The sequence below is a fragment of the Bacillus niameyensis genome, assembly GCF_001375535.1.
GTDB classification, from domain to species: domain Bacteria; phylum Bacillota; class Bacilli; order Bacillales; family Bacillaceae_C; genus Lederbergia; species Lederbergia niameyensis.
On the sequence record NZ_LN831197.1, the window covers coordinates 4,373,586 to 4,392,262 of the forward strand.

Here is an 18,677-nt window from a genome sequence, read left to right on the forward strand (position 1 = left end):
ATGGGTGCTATAAGGAAGTTATTACAATATATAAAGCCATATACACTTTTTGCGCTATTGGGACCGCTTTTTATGTGTGTGGAAGTTGTCATGGATCTTTTACAACCAACGTTTATGCAGAAAATCATTGATGTCGGGATTGCCAATCAGGATAACGGTTATGTCGTAAAGCTTGGACTTATTATGTTATTTAGTGCGTTTGTAGGATTAATCGGAGGAGCAGGAAGTTCAGTATATGCTGCAAAAGCAGCTGTTCATTTTGCGACAGATATTCGCCGAGATGTATTTAAGAAAACCGAAAAGTTTTCAAATCAAAATATCGATTCTTTCGGGACGGGAAAGTTAATTACGATATTGACAAATGATATTTCAACTTTGCAACAGTCGATTATTATGACCTTGCGCATTTTTGTGAGGGGGCCTTTGCTGTTTATTGGATCTGTCGTGATCGTCTGGTTCACGGCACGTGAGCTCTTTCCAATATTGCTTGTCACGATTCCTATTTTGATTGCTTTTATTTATTTCTTTTCCGTAAAGTCTGGGCAGCTTTTTGCAAAAGTGCAGAAGGCAATGGACAAAGTGAATACGAAACTACAGGAAATGTTGGCGGGTATTCGGGTCATTAAAGCTTTTGATCGCGGTGAATATGAAAAAGGCCATTTTAAAACTGTCAATGATTTGCTTACTAAACGAAACATGAGTGCAGAACAGCTTATTTTAACGTTAATGCCCATTATGATGTTCGTAGTTAATATGGGGATTATTGCAGGGCTTTGGTTAGGTGTGATCAAGATTAACGAAGAGATTATTCAAGTTGGGGTCATTCTAGCGTTCATCAATTACTTAAATATAATGATGAACGGATTAATGAGCAGTAGTCATGTATTAATGCAAATTGCTCGTTCATTTCCTTCGGCTGATCGGATCATGAAAGTGCTAGACACAGAGATTGATATTACCGAAAGTGAGCACGCGATTGCAGAGCAGCCGCTCCGTGGTGATGTAGAGTTTAGGGATGTTCATTTTAGCTATAGTAAAAATGGAGAGTATGTACTTAAAAATCTTAACTTTACCGCCAAGGCTGGTGAGACGGTTGGAATAATTGGATCAACTGGTAGTGGGAAATCAACCCTCGTTAAGCTGATTCCTCGCCTGTATGATCCGGACTTGGGAGAAATTCTCATTGATGGAGTAAACATAAAGGATCTGCCACTTGAAAAGCTCCGGTCAGCAATTGGATTTGTTCCACAAAAAGCGACGCTATTTTCTGGGACGATCAAGGAGAATCTTCGCTTTGGAAAAGAAGAAGCGACAGAGCAAGACATGGATGTGGCGGCACAATCAGCGGCTGCTAGCGAATTTATTGATCGCTTCGATGGAAAGTATGAACATACACTCATGCAGGGAGCGACCAATTTATCAGGTGGACAAAAACAACGGTTATCGATGGCCCGTGCTTTTATTCGTGAACCGCAGATATTAGTTCTCGATGATTCAACTTCTGCGATCGATGCATTATCAGAGGTAGCTGTACAAAAAGCATTGGGAAAAGATTTTTCAAGTACGAATGTGTTCATTATATCTTCAAAAATCTCTTCCATTATTAATGCAGATCAAATTCTAGTTATGAAAGATGGAATGATTGAAGCGAGCGGTACACATGAGGAATTATTGATGAAGAGCGAAGTATATCGGAATATTTATCATGCTCAAAGTGGAATGGAGGTTAGCATATGAGTAAATCCACTTCACAATCAACCCCAAGCGTGATGGGACGTGCACGTGGTCCAAGAGGATTTAGTGGACCGGTTGTTAAGGCAAAGGACGCTAAAGGAACAATCAAGCGAATTTGGCGTTATATGGAGAAGCAAAAGGCGGCTTTAATCGCATCGATCGTATTTGTCATTGTGACGACTTTGCTCGGGCTTTTAGTTCCGTATATGCTTGGAATTATTGTGGATGATTATATCATTCCAAAGGATATTAGCGGGACTTTACGGTTATTAGGAGTACTTGCAGCTATTTATTTAGCAACAACTATTTTTACATGGTTGCAAAATTTTATGATGGTTCGGGTGTCCTTGCAAACGATTCGGAAATTACGCCAGGATTTATTTGATAAATTTCAAACATTATCGTTGCGATTTTTTGATAAGCGTTCTTCTGGTGATCTGATGAGCCGGGTAACAAACGATATCGATAGTTTAAATAATGCGCTTAGCCAAAGCGTAATCCAAATATTCTCCTCCGTTTTAATGGTTACTGGAGTGGGGATTGCGATGTTTACAATGAATTGGCTGCTTGCGATTGTGACATTACTTGTTATTCCATTAATGATTTTTACTACGAAAAAATTGATTAAGTATAGTAGTAGTTTTTTTATAAAAAGACAAAAGGATTTAGGGGAACTAAATGGCTTTATTGAAGAGTCTATTTCGGGGAATGAAGTCATTACGCTTTTTGGGAAGGAAGAAAAAATCGATCGGCAATTCTCGGAAGTTAATGAAAGACTTCGTCACTCCGCGATGTCAGCTGATACAGTTTCGGGATTTCTTGGACCTGTGAATAACTTTATTAACAACTTGGGGCTTGGCTGCGTTATTGCGGTTGGAGCTGTCATGACGGTGAATGAGATGGCGACTGTTGGGATCATTGCTGCATTTGTAACATACTCTCGGCAATTTTTCAGACCAATCAACCAGCTTTCTAATCTATTGAATACATTCCAATCGGCGATCGCTGGGGCGGAGCGAGTTTTTGAAGTGATGGATGAAACTCCAGATTTAGTAGATAAAGAAGATGCAATTGTTATAGAATCTCTTAAAGGGGATGTTGAATTCTCACATGTTCACTTTAGTTATGACGAAGGAAAAACGATCTTGAAAGACATCGATTTTCAAGTGAAGGCTGGAGAAAAAATTGCACTTGTTGGTCCAACTGGTTCCGGAAAAACAACGATTATTAATTTATTGATGAGATTTTATGATGTGACAGGTGGAGAGTTGAAAGTGGATGGACGCGATGTCCGAGATTATCAACTAAGCGGATTGCGGAAAAAAATTGGTGTCGTTTTGCAAGATACTTTTTTGTTCTCAGGAACAATTTTGGAAAATATTCGTTATGGTCGCCTAGAAGCAACTGATGAAGAAGTAGTGGCTGCAGCCAAAATGGCATCAGCCCACAGTTACATTAAACATTTACCGGAAGGGTATCATACGCAGATTACTTCTGGCGGATCGAATTTAAGCCAGGGGCAACGCCAATTACTAGCAATCGCAAGGGCGATTTTAGCTGATTCAGATATTTTAATATTAGATGAAGCGACATCAAGTATTGATACGAATACGGAAATTGAAATTCAAAAGGGGATTAACCGATTAACGGAAGGACGAACGAGTTTCGTTATTGCTCACCGTTTGAAAACGATTGAAAATGCCGATCGGATTCTCGTCATTCATCACGGAGAAATTTTAGAGTCTGGTACACATCAAGAACTTTTACAAAGAAAAGGATTTTATTATAGTATGTATGAAAGCCAATTTAACATTAGCGGGGAAGCAGTAAGCTCGTGAATGTATCTGTTATGATAGGAGTTTTTTTATGCTGAAATATACACTATGCTTTATCAGGAAGGGTAACCAACTGCTGCTCCTGAACAGGAAGAAAAATCCGAATATGGGCTTGTGGAATGGCGTTGGCGGGAAAATAGAGCGGAATGAAACGCCTATTGAAGGAATTTTGCGGGAAACACTGGAGGAAACTGGCATTTCGCTTTCTAAAGTGGATCATGCTGGAGATGTCATTTGGGAAAGTAGTAGCGGCAACTCAGGTATGTATGTTTTTATTGCTGACTTGCCAGTTGATGTTGCTGTGCAGACACCGATCCAGACAGATGAAGGGATTCTCGATTGGAAAGAGATTGATTGGGTATTAGATCCCCAAAATAAAGGGGTGGTAGATAATATTCACATCTATTTGCCAAATATATTAGAGGGTCAATTTGGATATGAATACAAATTTATTTATGAAGATTGGGATATGAAGGAATATAAAGTAACGAAATCCATAGAAGCTCTTACACTTTAGTGAAGTTGCTTCAATTGTTAACGGTTTAAGGTGATGAGCAAAGCTGATCGCCAGTGTCAGAGACAATTTTCCGCAAAAGAGGCTCTTTATGTCTCTGATAGGTTTTATCGAAGACAAAATGTCTAAAACGAGCTCGAAAATGTCTCTGATCGACTGAATCAGAGACATTTTTTCGCAAAAGAGGCTCTTTATGTCTCTGATAGGTCCTATCGAAGACAAAATGTCTAAATCGAGTATGAAAATGTCTCTGATCGCCAGTGTCAGAGACAATTTTTCCGAAAAGGGGCTCTTTTTGTCCTTGAAAATACGAATCCGGTTTGGTTCTGTCTTTGACACTAAAACGATCATCGCTACGCATGAACGGTGACTGAAGGAGATGAAAAGTAAGCCCGATCACCGAAGGCGTATACCTTCGACTGATCGGGCTGCTCTTTTTTTACGCTGTAAAGTTTCCATCGTAGCTTAACATGATTGCTGATTCCACGCCAGTCAGACTGGAGATCGTATTTATAAAGTTCATCTCATTATGTTTTACTCGAACTTCGTATGTGACCTCATGGTTATGACCAGGCATAACAGATTTCGATTTAATGGAGTGTTTTTCGGTATGCTCTGCAATAACATGTTCTAGTGAATGTTCGATTTCCGTTTCTTGATAGCGAATGACTAATAAATAAGGATTCTCTACTTTTATTCGGTTGATAAATAGGATCAATACAATTCCGATTAGTATAGATCCTAAGATTGCTAATGGGATAAAGCCAGCTCCACATAAAATACCGGCGACGATGGACCAAAATATATAGACGATATCCATCGGATCTTTAATAGGTGTCCGAAAACGCACGATCGATAAAGCACCGACCATCCCGAGTGATAAGAGGATGTTAGAGGAGATTCCCATAATAATTAATGCGGTCGCCATCGTCATAATGATGAGTGCGATATTAAAGGTGTGAGAATAAATAACACCTGAAAAAGTTTTTTTGTAAACCCAATAGATTGATAGACCAATTAAAAATGCGATTACTAGCCCAAGCAGGGAATCGATGATGGAAAAACTCGATGTTTTTTCTAAAAAACTGGATTTGAATATATCGTTAAAAGTTATATTATCCATAATTAAACCTCCAATTATATTTTTCTTTTAATAAAGTTGCTCAGCCGTACATTCGGCTTATTTGATATTTGGAATAAGTCCCTTTTAGTCGGTTGCCAATCTGTAACATTTGTTTAATAACATCCGGCAAGTATTGATCATATTTAACTTCAAGGACGACAATATCAGGATTCGTTTCTACCATAGGTAATTGCGAATTAAGTACATCATTATTTCGAAAGCTTGTTTTAATAGAGCTGTCGAATGTGACTCTGACATTTCCATGTGGATAAATGTAAACCTCTCTTTCATAATCCACAACCGTAATCGGCTTTAATTGGAATAGGTTCATTTGAACATACAAATCTTGCAAAAGTGTCCGGGAGTCGTGCTCCATCCAAGCAATATCACCGTGTCGGATTCGTTCATATTCCGGAGCGGACAGTTGGCATTTTTGTTTATAGGTAAGATTATTTCGCTTGCTTTTCTTTTCTAAATAGAGAAAAGCCGTATTATAGTTGTAGAGTCTCACCCGAAATTTATCACGTTCAAAATGCCCTTCTTTTTTCTGGGTTAACACCTTATTCTCGAAGTTATCAAAATAAACGCTGCGAATCAGGTATGTCCCGTTGTGATTGGCATTTGGATCCGTCTGCATGTAATGCTTTAGTCGATTTCTCAGAAGAAAGCAATCCATCTTTGTCATTTCATGCTTCAGTTCTGTCCGACCTTGAATCCCATTTAAGCACATCGTCTTCATATTGAATTTCTCCTTTGCTTCAATTTCCTCCGTGCTTCCTATTATTGAGGACAAACCTTAAACAAACCTTAACGTTCCATAAAAAATAAAAAGGGCCTCGTTTAAAGAGAATGAGTTCGGATGATGGGGAGAAAACTAGGGAAATCTGTGTTAAAATGATTTGCAATATTCTAAGGAATCGAGAGCAATTTTTATTCAACAAAAGGGCAATTTAATTGAATAAAGCTTTAGTAAACGAGGTAGAATTACAACAGATAATAAATCTAAAAAGGATGACTTAGTATGAATACAGAAATAACAACGAAATTTAAAATTAATAAACCAGCTCATGAGGTGTTTGAAGCCATTGTAGACCCTGTAAAAATCGGGAACTTTTGGTTCTCATCGAGTTCTAAAAGATGGGAAAAAGGCGAGACGATTACATTGAGATATGATGAGTACAATGCTGAAGGGGATATTAATATACAAGAGGTCGTGAACAATGAGAAAATTATGTTCTCTTGGGGAGAAACGGTCGTTACAATTACCCTAAAAGAGGATGATACCAGTACAATTATTGAAGTAAATGAATCAGGTTTTACAGAAAATGATCCTGAGATTGTAGCTAAAATGATGGGTCAAAAAGAAGGCTGGGTATATATGTTAAGTTGCTTAAAGGCATATTTAGAAAATGAGGTTAATACCTTAAGAGCATCATTAATTCATTAAAAAATGAGGTATTAGTTGATAAGGTCCAAATTATTTTGAGGCTATTTTTACGTAAACATGACTTAATATAATAGGATTCACTTTAAGAAACTTTTGAAGTGATCTTCCAGAATCAGGCGCGATTGCGGAGTAAACAATTCGCAAACTGTAAAAAAACGCTCATCTTCTGAGCGTTTTTCTCCGTCGTTTAAGATCCTGTTTTTAAAACGACGGTATCATTTCGGCAATTTCACTTGAAAGGTTGTTCCTTTCTGTTGTCCTCTTATTACTGCGATTGTTCCACCGTGTTTTGCAACGATCCATTGTGCAATCGAAAGACCTAATCCGCTTCCGCCAGTCTCCCGCGAACGTGCTTTATCTTCTCGATAAAAGCGATCGAAAATATGTTTCTCGTTTTCAGGTTTGATCCCAATCCCCGTATCACTAATTTCGATATAAATCTTTGCATCTTCATTATATGTTTTTACGCCAATACTATCGCCTTCAGCTGTATACTTTAATGCATTATCAAGCAAAATGACGAAGAGTTGATGAAGGCGGTCTTCATCTGCTTCAAGCTGTTCATGGCAGTTTAGATTCAACCAAAATTGCTTATCTTGTGATTCGGCAATTTCAATGTAAGGTGTACATATATTTTTAATAAAAGAATCAATCGGGATTGATGATTTAATAAGTTCTGTTTCCGCTGAATCTGCTCTCGCTAAAGTTAATAAGTCAGATGTCAATTTGGATAGTCTTCTAGTTTCCGATAAGCTAAGGGCGATATGCTCAAACTTGTCCATAATTTTTTCTGCTGGTGTCGTTAGCAATAGTTCTAGCTTATTTTGGATAATCGTTAAAGGTGTTCGCAGTTCATGTGATGCGTTTTCGACAAACTCCGCTTGCTTGTTCCAAGAGCGGATAATCGGGGTCATCATTCTTTTTGACAACAAATAGCTTGCGGTTATGGAAAGCAAAATAAATATAATCGAACAAATTAAGAGCAGCTTTTCAAAGTTATCGACGAATGTATATTCTGCGTCAATGCTAATAAGGACCTGTGTATAAGCTCCTTCTTCATTATTAGGATCTTGAAAAAGCAAGTAGCGAAAATGATAAACATCATCAATCGTTGTTGTTGTAATCACATCTAACGGAGCTTCATCTAATTGATAATCTTGAAAATAACTTTCATATAACAAGGAACCAATTTCCTTTTCATTCATAATTTCCCCAGCTTTATTCCATTTTAAAACGGTAATACGGGGGTTGGGATTCGGTCTTTGCCGACCATCTAGAGGCGGTGGTGTTCGATTTTTATCAAATGGTTGCTCTATTAACATGTCCTTAAATGCTAATAATTCGTGATCTGATTTGGAAAATAGCGTTCTCTGTACTTGGTGGAAGATGATGATATCGAAAATAGTAAAGATTAGCGTAAAGGCAATTAAGTTTAAAATCATAAATTTTAATTGTTCTTTACGGAAAATTTTGTTTTTAATCATTGCCTTCACCATTTTCCGTCAGCATATACCCTAATCCCCGAAATGTTTTAATGTATTGATCATATCCATATTTTTTTAAAGTTTTCCGTAATTTACTAGCATACACTTCAACAACAGTCGTGGACGTATCTGATTCAAAGCCCCAAATTCGGTCAAAAATCTGCTCTTTCGTTAAAATCGTATTTTTATTATGAATGAAATATTCAAGAAGCTCGAATAATTTTCCATTCAGCGGAAGGAGTTCATCCTCAAATGAGGCTGTTTTATTTTTTACATTAAGTTTCAATTGCTTGAAAGAGAGCGTATTTTCTTCCAATGTTCCTCCTGCTCTGCGAATGATTGCCTCTAGTCGTAACAGCAATTCCTCTCTATGAAATGGTTTAACGAGATAGTCATCAGCTCCTACTTTAAATCCATGGATTTTGTCATCAATCCCATCCTTCGCTGATAGGATGAGCACTGGTGTTGTAATGTTTTTCACTCTTAAATTTTTTAAAACTTCATAGCCATCCATGTATGGCATCATAATATCTAAAATAATAATATCGAATATATTTTGTTCGGCTAAAAATAATCCATCTTCCCCATTAAAGGCTTGTTCCGTTTCGAACAGGCCTTCCGTTGTTTCGCGGATTGTTTCAGACAGAAATTGATCATCTTCAATGATTAGCAGCTTCATTATAACCCTCACCTTACATGCTCTTAAATTATGTATCGATCTTACAGGATAGCGGAAAGAAAATGCAAGAAAGACTTTTCTAGTTAATTTTAAAAGGTAGTTCAATCAGTCTGGTAAAAAGACTTAAGCGAATTTCTTCGTAATGGAACACACACTTTAAGGTTCTTTTAAGGTTGAGAGAAGATAATAGTTTCAAGTTCAAGGAAGGTCATCTTGAAAAGAAAGGATGAATATGTGTGAAATCTTCTTATTTTAAATTAGCAGTATTTACGCTATCTGCCATGCTTTTAACAGCTTGTAATCCTAATACTGAAATAGAGAATAATTCAGCAGAAGAAAGTAAAGCTGCAGCTATGACAATGGAGGATATGGATGAGGCGATTAGTGATATGGTCACTTATCAGAATGCTGACGAGTATAGCAATTGGAAAAATGAAAATCCAGTCTATATTGAGTTAAAAGGGAATGAAGCGATCTTTGATGATTCCCAAGCCTTGCTTCATTCTGAAGGAAATCTGACTATTAAAACGTCTGGTGTTTATGTTTTAAGCGGCGAGTGGGAAAATGGCCAAATTATTGTAGATGCGGAAGATAAAGGGACCGTAAAACTAGTTTTAAATGGAGTAGATATAAGCAGTGATAATAATGCTCCAATTTTTATTAAAAATGCGGAAAATACAATTATCTCTTTGCCTGAAGGAACAGAAAATACGATTACGGATGGAACGGATTATCAATTAGACGAAGCATCAGAAGGTGAGCCAGATGCGGCGCTATTTAGTAAAGATGATTTAACGATCAACGGGGAAGGTAAGCTAATCGTTAACGGAAATTATAATAATGGGATAAAGAGTAAGGATAATTTGAAAATCACTGGTGGGAATATTGAAGTGACTGCCGTTGATGATGGGATTATCGGTCGGGATGTAGTTGCTGTCAAAGCTGGAAATATAAAGGTGAATGCCGGTGGAGATGGAATTAAATCAACGAATGACGAAAAAGAAAACAAAGGCGGTATCGTACTTCAAGGTGGGACATACAATATTGTCGCGGGTAGCGACGGAATGCAAGCTGCCACATCTGTCTACATTACCGATGGTTCCTATAACATTGTTTCTGGTGGAGGAAGTCCAGATAAAATTGAAGCTGAAGAACAAAGGCCTGATCCTTGGGGAGATTCTACAGAAGCGGCTACAGAGGAAGAAGATTCACCAAGTACGAAAGGGATCAAAGCCGAGAAGGTTCTAGCGGTAAGCGGCGGTACTTTTACAATTGATGCAATGGATGATGCCATTCATAGTAATGATCAAGTCGCTATTATCGACGGGGAGTTCGAAATTTCCACAGGTGATGATGGTGTCCATGCGGATTCTTCTCTCATTCTTGCTGGCGGAAAAATAAATATTACGAAAAGTTATGAAGGTGTCGAGAGTGCGCAGATTACGATTCTCGATGGTGAGATCCATATTACTTCCAGTGACGATGGAGTGAATGTGGGCGGTGGAAATGATGGCTCTGGTTTCGGAATGCCAAATGGTGGAGGTGGAATGCCGCCAAGAATGGAAGGGAATAGAGGCACAAATGGAAATGGCGAGGCTCCTCCGAATATAGATGCAGGTGAAGACGGAATGTCAACAGGTGAACAAGATAAGCCGGTAGCAAAAGACGGGGGAATGCCATCACAGAGCAGGCAAGACACGCAAGCAAACGAAGAAGGAAAAACAGCTACTAGTGATAGCACTAGCGGGGAAGTAGCAAGGGAGAATGGAAAACAGAGCACTGGGGAAGAAACTGAGGAAACGAAAGAGAGTGATGGAGGACTCATAATTCAAGGCGGTTATATCACGATCGATACGAATGGTGATGGATTAGATTCAAACGGATCGATCACAATGACTGGTGGTACGGTGATCGTTAACGGTCCAACAAATAATGGCAATGGTTCGCTTGACTATGATGAAAGCTTTGAAATTAGCGGAGGCACCTTAATTACTGCTGGGAGCTCTGGTATGGCAATGGCACCGTCAGAACAATCTACACAGAAGTCGATTTTAATGACGTTCCCTGAAACAAAAAAAGCAGGTACGATTGTTCATCTTACAGGCCAGGCCGGGAATACGATCGCAACCTTTGTTCCTAGTAAAGACTATCAATCAGTTTTGATCAGCTCAGCCGAATTGAAACAGGGTGAAACGTACACTCTTTATTCTGGGGGCACAGCAACAGGGGAGAAACAAGATGGTTTATTTTTAGATGGGGAATATGAAGAAGGTACGAAAGTAGTCGACTTTACTATTTCAGAATCTGTAACGTGGCTGGATGAATCAGGTGTCACAACAGGTGGAAACTCGGGCCCTGGTGGAGGTTTTCCTAATGGAGGAGGAATGGGAGAGCAGCCACAAGGACAAGGACCTGGCGGGATGTTTAACGACCTTGATGAAGAAACTAATGAGAAGGTCCAGACGATAATGGAACAAGTACAGAACGGAACGATTACACAAGAAGAAGCTTCAGAAAAATTAGCTGAACTAGGTATTGAAGTACCGGGGCAAAGAAGACAATAAAGGGTTAACAAAGGGCGATACCAGATGAATAGGTATCGCCTTTTTCTAAAATTGGTTTCCTAGAATCAATACAGCGTTTTAACTACTGCAGCCACCGCCGCAACTGGAACAACTCGATCCTCCAGAGTCGCCGCCAGAATCACTGGAACTGCTACATGAAAATCCTGAACAGGTAGATCCTCCGCTGCTAGCAGACGTCTTATAATATTCATTAGGAATTACATCATTCATCTGATCTTGAAATGTATTAGAACCCTGATCATGTAGTGAGTAAAAGACGGCTGCACCTGCGGCTAAATAAAATAATTGTGATTCAGGTGTTGATGAAGGTATTGGATTCGGTTCACTGTTTTCCTTCATCATTTGTTCGGATGATAATATTTCATTTTTTAATTTCTGAATCAATTCCTTCTTAAGAGGAAGCTCCTCTTCATTATTCCGAAAATACTTCTGTAACAGTTCTGCATCTGTTAAGTTTCGAAAATCACCCATTATATCAGGATCAATTGGATTTTTCAGAAATCCCTTCCAAATGATTCTACTATTAGGAGTAGATTTAAATAAGCTTAAATACACCCAGTCGAAAAAGCCTCTTTCACCTGGAATCGGGGTTACTTCCATATTTGGCGTATGATGCAATACCTCTCCATAAAAATTTTGGGAGAACTTGTCATAGTCTCTCGTAAACATAAGCATCTCATGCCAAATTTCATCTACAGTGGGACTGAACATTGGCACTGATTTCAACAAACGATTCATAATAAAGTATCGTTTTAATTCAAAGAAGACCCATTCAAACTCATAATCTTTTACCTTTGGATGTTCTTGCATAAAGCGGCTTTTTACATCAGAAGCATAGAAACCTGGCAAAGCTTTATCCAAATCTTGGACGGTAAGTTTTAAACCTTCCATCTGTATGCCAAGATTGTCTGGAATAGGCAGTTCTTCAATACGTAACTTAGAACGTCTTCTTGACGCAATCATTTGAATAGCGACAGCTGAAATAATAATGATAATAGCTATAATGAAGATTTCCATGGCTTTCCCTCCCTATTATATAAGCTATACGTTTACTATTAGGAAATGTTTCAAAATCCTGGCATATTTAATTCTAGCTCTCTGAACGGCAAGTAAAATACCGTAAATGAAATGTTGGGGAAAAGTGTAGCCCGGGAATGTTACAAAATTGTAAGGATGGAAGGTAAATTGTAAGGATAAGTTATGGTTAGACCCTTTAGGATCTTTTATAGTAAGAGATATAAAGGAAAACGAGGGATAATAAATGGAAAAGGATATCGTTTTAGAAGCGAGCAATTTAAAAAAGACTTTTGGTTCCAAAGGGAATTTTCACACAGCATTGAATGACATTGAGCTGCAAGTTAATAAAGGTGAGTTTGTTGGGATAATGGGCCCATCAGGGGCAGGGAAATCAACGTTGTTAAATGTATTATCAACAATCGATGTCCCGACTTCGGGAGAAATCATGATTAATTGGAAAAATATCCTCCAATTGACAGAAGAAGAATTAGCTGATTTTAGAAGAGAAAAACTGGGGTTTATTTTTCAGGATTATAATTTAATAGAAACATTAACTGTAAAAGAAAATATAATTTTACCGCTTTCTTTATCGAATGCTTCCTATTTCGATATTGAAGAGAAACTGAGGAATGTAACGGAAACACTTGGGATCGAAAGTATTTTAAATTCCTATCCTGCCAATATTTCAGGAGGTCAGCAGCAAAGAACAGCTGTCGCAAGAGCAATAATTACGAATCCTAGTTTAATTTTCGCTGATGAACCGACGGGAGCTTTAGATTCCAAATCTGCCTTTATATTACTCCAAACGTTGGAGCAATTAAATAAATCGCAAGAGGCAACAATCTTAATGGTTACACATGATGCCTACGCAGCAAGCTTTGCTAATCGTGTCTTATTTATTAAGGATGGATCTATTTTTACTGAAATAAGAAAAGGAGAGCGAACTCGGAAACAATTTTTTGGGCAAATTATTGATATCCTCGCAACAATTGGGGGAGGTGGGCATCATGACATTATTTGATTTAGCTAAAAAGAATTTAAAGAAGAACACGAAACAATATTTACTTTATTTTTATCCGATGGTCCTTAGTGTCGTAATTTATTTTACTTTTGTGTCGCTTCAGTATAACAGGCAGATTATTGAATCGGCTACTGTTCTTGGAAAAGTGGAACCCGCTTTTTTGGCAGCATCTGTCATGCTATTAATCTTTTCAGCGATTTTTATTTGGTATTCAAATTCCTTTTTTACAAGAAAGCGAAAGAAGGAAGTGGCTTTATATTCACTATTCGGAATGAGAAAGAAACAAGTTGCAAAATTACTTTTCTATGAAAATCTAATTACTGGCTTTGTTGCTCTTCTTGTTGGAATTGTGATTGGAGCCCTCTTGTCGAAACTGTTTACGATGTTATTAATAAAATTAATGGGTTTTTCATTGAATGCTCATTTTGAACTATCTGTGGAAGCCGTTTTTCAAACGTTTATCGTGTTTGCTGGGATCATCGGGTTAACGTCTGCCCATAATTACTTGATGATTTATCGCTATACGTTAATTGATTTGTTAAAAGCAGACAAACAAGGTGATAAACAGCGGAGAGGGTCAAAGGTTGCCGCACTATTATCACTTCTCTTTCTTGGGGCTGGCTATTACGTTTTGTTGTTACCTGTTGATGCAGGGATTTATAAGGAAATGGGGTTCACTGCAGTCCTTATATCATTGCTGCTCATTTTAATTGGAACATTTTTATTTATCCATTCTGCTTTTATTACTCTACTGGAATGGATTGGAAAAATGGGGAGAATTTATTTTAAAGGGACAAACTTAATTAGTGTTTCCCATCTGCGCTTTCGGATGAAAGGGAATGTCCTTATTCTTTCTGTGATTGCATCCTTAACGACTCTTACTCTGTTCGTTCTAGGGGCTATTTTCGGATTTCAACAAAACATTAATGATGAACTGTCTAAAACTTATCCTTTAAGCATAATGTATACTTCTCAAAGTGAAGAAAGCGATGCCCGAATTGAAAAATTGATCAAAGAGAGCGGGGATCACCCAATAGTGTTTGCTGAACAACTAGAGTATTTGGAGTTGGAGGGAGATTTATCCGCTTCAGGAAGATGGTTTGATCATATGCCTTTAATGCTAATTTCTGAAGAGGACTACAAGCGTTTGGCTGGAAAAATGGGATTAAATCCGATATCAAGTATTGGGCAAGATGGAGCTATTGTTTTTAATGATGGGGATTTGAATAGAAATTACGACCCGTATACGGGAAAAGACGTTTTGTTATATGATCAAGGCAAGGTGAAAATTGAGGCATATGAAAAAGATCGACTGCTGAATTTGGATTATTCTACATTCCAATTGGTCATTGCCAACGAAAAATATGAGCAGTTGAAAGAACATGCTGAAATGAGAACAATGCAAATATATAAACTAAAAAATGAAAAAAAGATGGAAACACTAACCGCCGCAATTGAAAAAGAATTTTATGATAATATCCATGATGAATTTTTCCAGTTCTCTTCCTTCTATCAGGAATATCAAAAAGGGATTCAGACATACGGATTATTAATTTTCATTGGTGCCTTTTTGGGGATCGTTTTCATCCTGGCTACTGGCAGTATGTTGTACTACAAACAGCTGACAGAGGCAACGGCTGATCAAGGACGTTATAAGATTTTAAGAAAAATTGGCATGGGCCGAAAACAAATGAAGGGAGCGATTGCCAAACAATTATTGCCGGTTTTTTTACTCCCTCTCATCATTGCGATTCCGAATAGTTCAGTCATTATGACAGCCCTTGCTAGATTTACTCATATGAATATGTTTCTGCCGTTTTTAACTATGATTGGTATTTATATCGTTATCTATTTTGGATACTACGTAATCACATATAAGAAATATGATTCAATTGTGAATCATTAAGAAAGGACGTGGTCATCAGATCACGTCCTTTTGTAAGAGAATGGATTTAATTCCTCTCTAAAATGATCAACGGTTTTGGAAAAAGTAATGGAGGATTCTGTATAGGTTCCTTCCAACGAATGAATTTCCAACTGGTGTCCTAATTTACCGGCAATTGTTTTAGCAAGGTATAAGCCCATTCCAGTGGAAGCAGAAAATTGCCTTCCGTTTATTCCAGTGAAGCCTTTCTCGAAAACCCTTGGCAAATCTTCAGTGGAAATTCCAATTCCATTATCATGGATAATGATTTTTCTTTTATTTGTATCAATCTGGATGACAATTTCCCCATTGGGAGGAGTGTATTTTAATGAGTTTGATAGAATCTGATTTATGATAAATAGCAGTCCCTTTTTGTCAGTGAGGACTTCTAATGGGCTAAGGTTTAATTGTACCTTGATTTTTTTTGATATGAATAATTTGCGATTTCCCTTTATGACTTCCTTAATGATGGATTCAGCATCCAACTCTTGAATAAAATAATCCTTACTAAAATCACTGGCTCGCGTGTAGTAAAGGGCTTGGTCAACTAAATGCTCAATTTTATCCATTTCCTCTTCTAAACTGTCCAGACTGGACTCGGATTCAAAGATCATTTTACTAACAGAAATTGGGGTTTTGATCTCATGAACCCACGTAGTCATGTATTCATGCCATTCCTTTTCTTTACTTTTCAAACGGCCAATATCGTATTCAAATTGCAGTTTTTGTGATTGCAATAAGTGTATGATCTTTTTTTCTTCAAAGTTGTGTGAGTTTGAGGGTTGCAAAATAATTCCAGCTTCTATTTGTTGCATTATTTCATGGAAAAAAGCTTTTTTTCTATGATAATCCAAAATCAAGTAGATGAAAAAAGGGCAGCTTATTATTACTAATAAATAGAGAAGGTTGCTAATATGTATCTGTAATTTTGGATCTAGTAATATGATTAAAGAAGTAAGTATCATGAATATAAAAAAAGTGAAGATCAAAAATCGTTGCTCAAAAAGATATTGTTTCCATTTCATTGTAATAGATATCCTTGTCTTTTTTTCGTAATGATGGCGTCTGCTTTGCCAATCTCTTTAAGCTTTCTTCGAAGACGAGTCATATTGACGGTAAGTGTATTGTCATCAATAAATTGTTCATCTTCCCATAATGCCCGCATGATTTCATCTCGAGAAATGATCTGTCCAGATTTTTTCATTAGAAGGTATAAAATTTGAAATTCATTTCTTGAAAGGGAAACCTCTTTCTCAAGGAAGGACACAAAGGAATTTTGCAAATTAAGAGTAAGTTCTCCCACTGTAAGTATGTCATTTTCTTTATTTTGAATGAAACTGGATCGTCGTAGAACAGCGTTTATTTTGGCGACTAACACTTCAAGTGAAAATGGTTTTTGAATATAATCGTCTGCCCCCATATTCATCGCCATCACTATATCCATACTTTGCGAACGTGATGATATGATTATGACCGGTACATCTGAAATCTGGCGAAGCTTGCTGCACCAATAAAAACCATCCCTTCCAGGTAAATTAATATCTAAAAGGATGAGATGTGGGCTTTCTTTTAACATTTGCTCGACAATTTTCTCGAAATTCTCTACAATAACAGGTTGGAAATTCCATTTAGCTAAATACTGCCCGATCAATGTTCTGATTTTATTGTCATCTTCAATAATTAAAATTTTGTACATGATTATCACCCTTTTTAGTATAGCAAATACGGGGGATAGAATGGGGAAAGTCGTAAGAATCGCTACTTAAACTACTTTAGTAATTGATCAATAATAAGCATTTCTTTTTGTATTTTCAATGTACTTAAGGATACATAAATTATGTCTTTGATCATCGCTCTCGGAGACAAAATCCCGAAATTTATTGTAAAAAAGTCTCTGAGGGAGGTGATCAGAGACAAAAGACGGGAGAAAAAGTAAAATATGTCTTTGATCGTTGCTCTCGGAGACAAAATCCCGAAATTTATTGTAAAAAAGTCTCTGAGGGAGATGATCAGAGACAAAAGACGGGAGAAAAAGTAAAATATGTCTTTGATCGTTGCTCTCGGAGACAAAATTCTGAAAATTTCCAAGAAGGGGTCTTTGACTAATCAGTCAGAGACGGAAATTTTTTATTTAAAATAGGTCCATCTATTTAAGTAGATTTGTTTGAAGTTTTTCTGCAAAATACGGGATATTCTCTTTTTTGAGGAGACTATTTTACACCAGTCGTGTATCAGCCCTGTTGTCATTTTTTCATTAGGAAATAGGAGTTGAAATTCATTGGCGCTTCGTATGACTGCTTCAGTAACGCTTTCCTTAGTATGACAGTTTTGACAGATACAGGCACTTCCTGAAATGGATACCAAAAAGGAATGACAGTTTTTACAAACTATTCCCTTACGCAAAGAATGATAATTATAGGATGGTAATTTTGAAAAACGAGAATCATCCATATGCAAAGACACAAGTTTTTCAGCCAATAGTTTATGTTGCCTTGTTAGTTTAGACTGTGTTGCATCAACCTTTTGCAAAGTGCGGTGAACTTGTCCAGGGAAGATCAATGGTAAGTCCATAGGTGCCTGATATAACGTGAATTCGGGGTTTATAAAAACAACGGAATCAACGATGGGGAGTTTATGGCCAAGTAGGTGAAGTAATCGGTTTAATAGTGAGTTGTTTTTTCTTAATTGATTCAGCGGGTTATTAATTTCGATTTTATTCATTGTGTACATTTTATCTGATTCGTAATAATAGTCCCCGGAATTGTTCTTTACTTCGAAAGGGTAAATGATTTCAGAGGTAATGATCAATGTATCAATTTGAAATGTTGAATTGTTCACTTCCAGGAGCAGATCATTCAATATAATGCAATCACATTCCAATTTTTCTGTCATAGAATCAAACATGATTTCGCCTTCGTATCCTTTTAGTAAGTTGAGGTAATAGCGTTTATCTTCTTCGGATAAAGACATGCGTGTGTTTAAAAATTTTAGAGCTTTTAAAGTTGTAGATTCAGTGCGGGGCTTGCCAATGATCAAGGGATGAACCACCTTTCTTTTGGATTTATTGATAAGGGAGATTTATATTGATTATAACATAATTTTCCAAACACCTTGATAATAATTAACAGGTTCGATCCCAATATACAGTCGTCTTCTCACATGATCTCTTTTCTCATGATTTAGGCTTTCTTTGATTGCCTTTATGTTAGACATAATCGATTGAATTTCTTCTACTTGTTTTTTTCGACCTAGCGCCATTATCCTAATTTCATCAAAAATATCCGCCATAATCAGGCGGACATTTTTCAATTTCA

General features: G+C 37.2%; 16 protein-coding genes. 7 read left to right on the top strand and 9 right to left on the bottom strand.

Annotation, left to right across the window (positions count from 1 at the left end; genetic code table 11):
- The 3 genes from BN1243_RS20200 to BN1243_RS20210 are packed head-to-tail and all read left to right on the top strand — an operon-like array spanning position 1 to position 4,086.
- On the top strand, positions 1 to 1,737 hold the full coding sequence (locus BN1243_RS20200) for an ABC transporter ATP-binding protein (protein WP_062109880.1): 1,737 nt from the start codon (positions 1 to 3) through the stop codon (positions 1,735 to 1,737).
- A 32-nt stretch (positions 1,738 to 1,769) separates the two neighbouring features.
- Positions 1,770 to 3,572, top strand: coding sequence for an ABC transporter ATP-binding protein (locus tag BN1243_RS20205; protein WP_062110815.1), 1,803 nt, complete (start codon positions 1,770 to 1,772; stop codon positions 3,570 to 3,572).
- Positions 3,573 to 3,600: 28 nt separating this feature from the next.
- Positions 3,601 to 4,086: an NUDIX hydrolase gene (locus BN1243_RS20210; protein ID WP_062109882.1), complete on the top strand. Its 486-nt coding sequence runs from the start codon at positions 3,601 to 3,603 to the stop codon at positions 4,084 to 4,086.
- Between the two features lie 436 nt (positions 4,087 to 4,522).
- Here the strand turns inward: BN1243_RS20210 and BN1243_RS20215 are convergent, their stop codons facing one another.
- Both BN1243_RS20215 and BN1243_RS20220 read right to left on the bottom strand, forming a co-directional pair.
- The gene (locus BN1243_RS20215; RefSeq protein WP_062109884.1) at positions 4,523 to 5,206 is read right to left on the bottom strand and encodes a DUF4956 domain-containing protein; all 684 of its coding nucleotides are present in this window, start codon (positions 5,204 to 5,206) and stop codon (positions 4,523 to 4,525) included.
- 40 nt (positions 5,207 to 5,246) lie between these two features.
- Positions 5,247 to 5,945 carry a polyphosphate polymerase domain-containing protein gene (locus tag BN1243_RS20220; protein WP_062109886.1) on the bottom strand — a complete coding sequence of 233 codons (699 nt, stop codon included), beginning with the start codon at positions 5,943 to 5,945 and terminating at the stop codon, positions 5,247 to 5,249.
- A gap of 282 nt (positions 5,946 to 6,227) precedes the next feature.
- Here BN1243_RS20220 and BN1243_RS20225 point away from each other — a divergent pair, with 282 nt between their 5' ends.
- Positions 6,228 to 6,653, top strand: coding sequence for an SRPBCC family protein (locus BN1243_RS20225; protein ID WP_062109888.1), 426 nt, complete (start codon positions 6,228 to 6,230; stop codon positions 6,651 to 6,653).
- A gap of 215 nt (positions 6,654 to 6,868) precedes the next feature.
- Here the strand turns inward: BN1243_RS20225 and BN1243_RS20230 are convergent, their stop codons facing one another.
- Together BN1243_RS20230 and BN1243_RS20235 are read right to left on the bottom strand one after the other, a co-directional pair.
- Positions 6,869 to 8,137, bottom strand: coding sequence for a sensor histidine kinase (locus tag BN1243_RS20230; protein ID WP_062109890.1), 1,269 nt, complete (start codon positions 8,135 to 8,137; stop codon positions 6,869 to 6,871).
- A complete protein-coding gene (locus BN1243_RS20235) occupies positions 8,130 to 8,816 on the bottom strand; it encodes a response regulator transcription factor (RefSeq protein ID WP_062109892.1) in 687 nt (228 codons plus the stop codon). The genes BN1243_RS20230 and BN1243_RS20235 overlap by 8 nt, the downstream gene beginning before the upstream one ends.
- 236 nt (positions 8,817 to 9,052) lie before the next feature.
- On the opposite strand from BN1243_RS20235, the gene BN1243_RS20240 reads away from it, so the two are divergent.
- Complete coding sequence (locus BN1243_RS20240) at positions 9,053 to 11,380, top strand: carbohydrate-binding domain-containing protein (protein ID WP_230200270.1); 2,328 nt, start codon at positions 9,053 to 9,055, stop codon at positions 11,378 to 11,380.
- 78 nt (positions 11,381 to 11,458) lie between these two features.
- Here the strand turns inward: BN1243_RS20240 and BN1243_RS20245 are convergent, their stop codons facing one another.
- Complete coding sequence (locus BN1243_RS20245; protein WP_062109894.1) at positions 11,459 to 12,418, bottom strand: glycine-rich domain-containing protein; 960 nt, start codon at positions 12,416 to 12,418, stop codon at positions 11,459 to 11,461.
- Between the two features lie 244 nt (positions 12,419 to 12,662).
- Here BN1243_RS20245 and BN1243_RS20250 point away from each other — a divergent pair, with 244 nt between their 5' ends.
- Positions 12,663 to 13,439, top strand: coding sequence for an ABC transporter ATP-binding protein (locus BN1243_RS20250; protein ID WP_062109896.1), 777 nt, complete (start codon positions 12,663 to 12,665; stop codon positions 13,437 to 13,439).
- Positions 13,426 to 15,345 carry an ABC transporter permease gene (locus tag BN1243_RS20255; RefSeq protein ID WP_062109898.1) on the top strand — a complete coding sequence of 640 codons (1,920 nt, stop codon included), beginning with the start codon at positions 13,426 to 13,428 and terminating at the stop codon, positions 15,343 to 15,345. Before BN1243_RS20250 ends, BN1243_RS20255 begins: the two co-directional genes overlap by 14 nt.
- Before the next feature lie 20 nt (positions 15,346 to 15,365).
- On the opposite strand, the gene BN1243_RS20260 is transcribed toward BN1243_RS20255, so the two are convergent.
- From BN1243_RS20260 to BN1243_RS20275, 4 genes are all read right to left on the bottom strand, one after another.
- The gene (locus BN1243_RS20260) at positions 15,366 to 16,217 is read right to left on the bottom strand and encodes a sensor histidine kinase (RefSeq protein ID WP_230200271.1); all 852 of its coding nucleotides are present in this window, start codon (positions 16,215 to 16,217) and stop codon (positions 15,366 to 15,368) included.
- 167 nt (positions 16,218 to 16,384) lie between these two features.
- A complete protein-coding gene (locus BN1243_RS20265; protein ID WP_062109902.1) occupies positions 16,385 to 17,059 on the bottom strand; it encodes a response regulator transcription factor in 675 nt (224 codons plus the stop codon).
- 431 nt (positions 17,060 to 17,490) lie between these two features.
- Positions 17,491 to 18,399: a nuclease-related domain-containing protein gene (locus BN1243_RS20270; protein ID WP_326569856.1), complete on the bottom strand. Its 909-nt coding sequence runs from the start codon at positions 18,397 to 18,399 to the stop codon at positions 17,491 to 17,493.
- Positions 18,400 to 18,450: 51 nt separating this feature from the next.
- A complete protein-coding gene (locus BN1243_RS20275; RefSeq protein ID WP_062109903.1) occupies positions 18,451 to 18,672 on the bottom strand; it encodes a hypothetical protein in 222 nt (73 codons plus the stop codon).
- Between the last annotated feature and the right edge of the window lie 5 nt (positions 18,673 to 18,677).

Bases quoted from the DNA above. Each gene is read 5' to 3' on its own strand.
- BN1243_RS20200 (WP_062109880.1), top strand. From the start codon at position 1: ATGGGTGCTATAAGGAAGTTATTACAATATATAAAGCCATATACACTT.
- BN1243_RS20205 (WP_062110815.1), top strand. From the start codon at position 1,770: ATGGGACGTGCACGTGGTCCAAGAGGATTTAGTGGACCGGTTGTTAAG.
- BN1243_RS20210 (WP_062109882.1), top strand. From the start codon at position 3,601: ATGCTGAAATATACACTATGCTTTATCAGGAAGGGTAACCAACTGCTG.
- BN1243_RS20215 (WP_062109884.1), bottom strand. From the start codon at position 5,206: ATGGATAATATAACTTTTAACGATATATTCAAATCCAGTTTTTTAGAA.
- BN1243_RS20220 (WP_062109886.1), bottom strand. From the start codon at position 5,945: ATGAAGACGATGTGCTTAAATGGGATTCAAGGTCGGACAGAACTGAAG.
- BN1243_RS20225 (WP_062109888.1), top strand. From the start codon at position 6,228: ATGAATACAGAAATAACAACGAAATTTAAAATTAATAAACCAGCTCAT.
- BN1243_RS20230 (WP_062109890.1), bottom strand. From the start codon at position 8,137: ATGATTAAAAACAAAATTTTCCGTAAAGAACAATTAAAATTTATGATT.
- BN1243_RS20235 (WP_062109892.1), bottom strand. From the start codon at position 8,816: ATGAAGCTGCTAATCATTGAAGATGATCAATTTCTGTCTGAAACAATC.
- BN1243_RS20245 (WP_062109894.1), bottom strand. From the start codon at position 12,418: ATGGAAATCTTCATTATAGCTATTATCATTATTATTTCAGCTGTCGCT.
- BN1243_RS20250 (WP_062109896.1), top strand. From the start codon at position 12,663: ATGGAAAAGGATATCGTTTTAGAAGCGAGCAATTTAAAAAAGACTTTT.
- BN1243_RS20255 (WP_062109898.1), top strand. From the start codon at position 13,426: ATGACATTATTTGATTTAGCTAAAAAGAATTTAAAGAAGAACACGAAA.
- BN1243_RS20265 (WP_062109902.1), bottom strand. From the start codon at position 17,059: ATGTACAAAATTTTAATTATTGAAGATGACAATAAAATCAGAACATTG.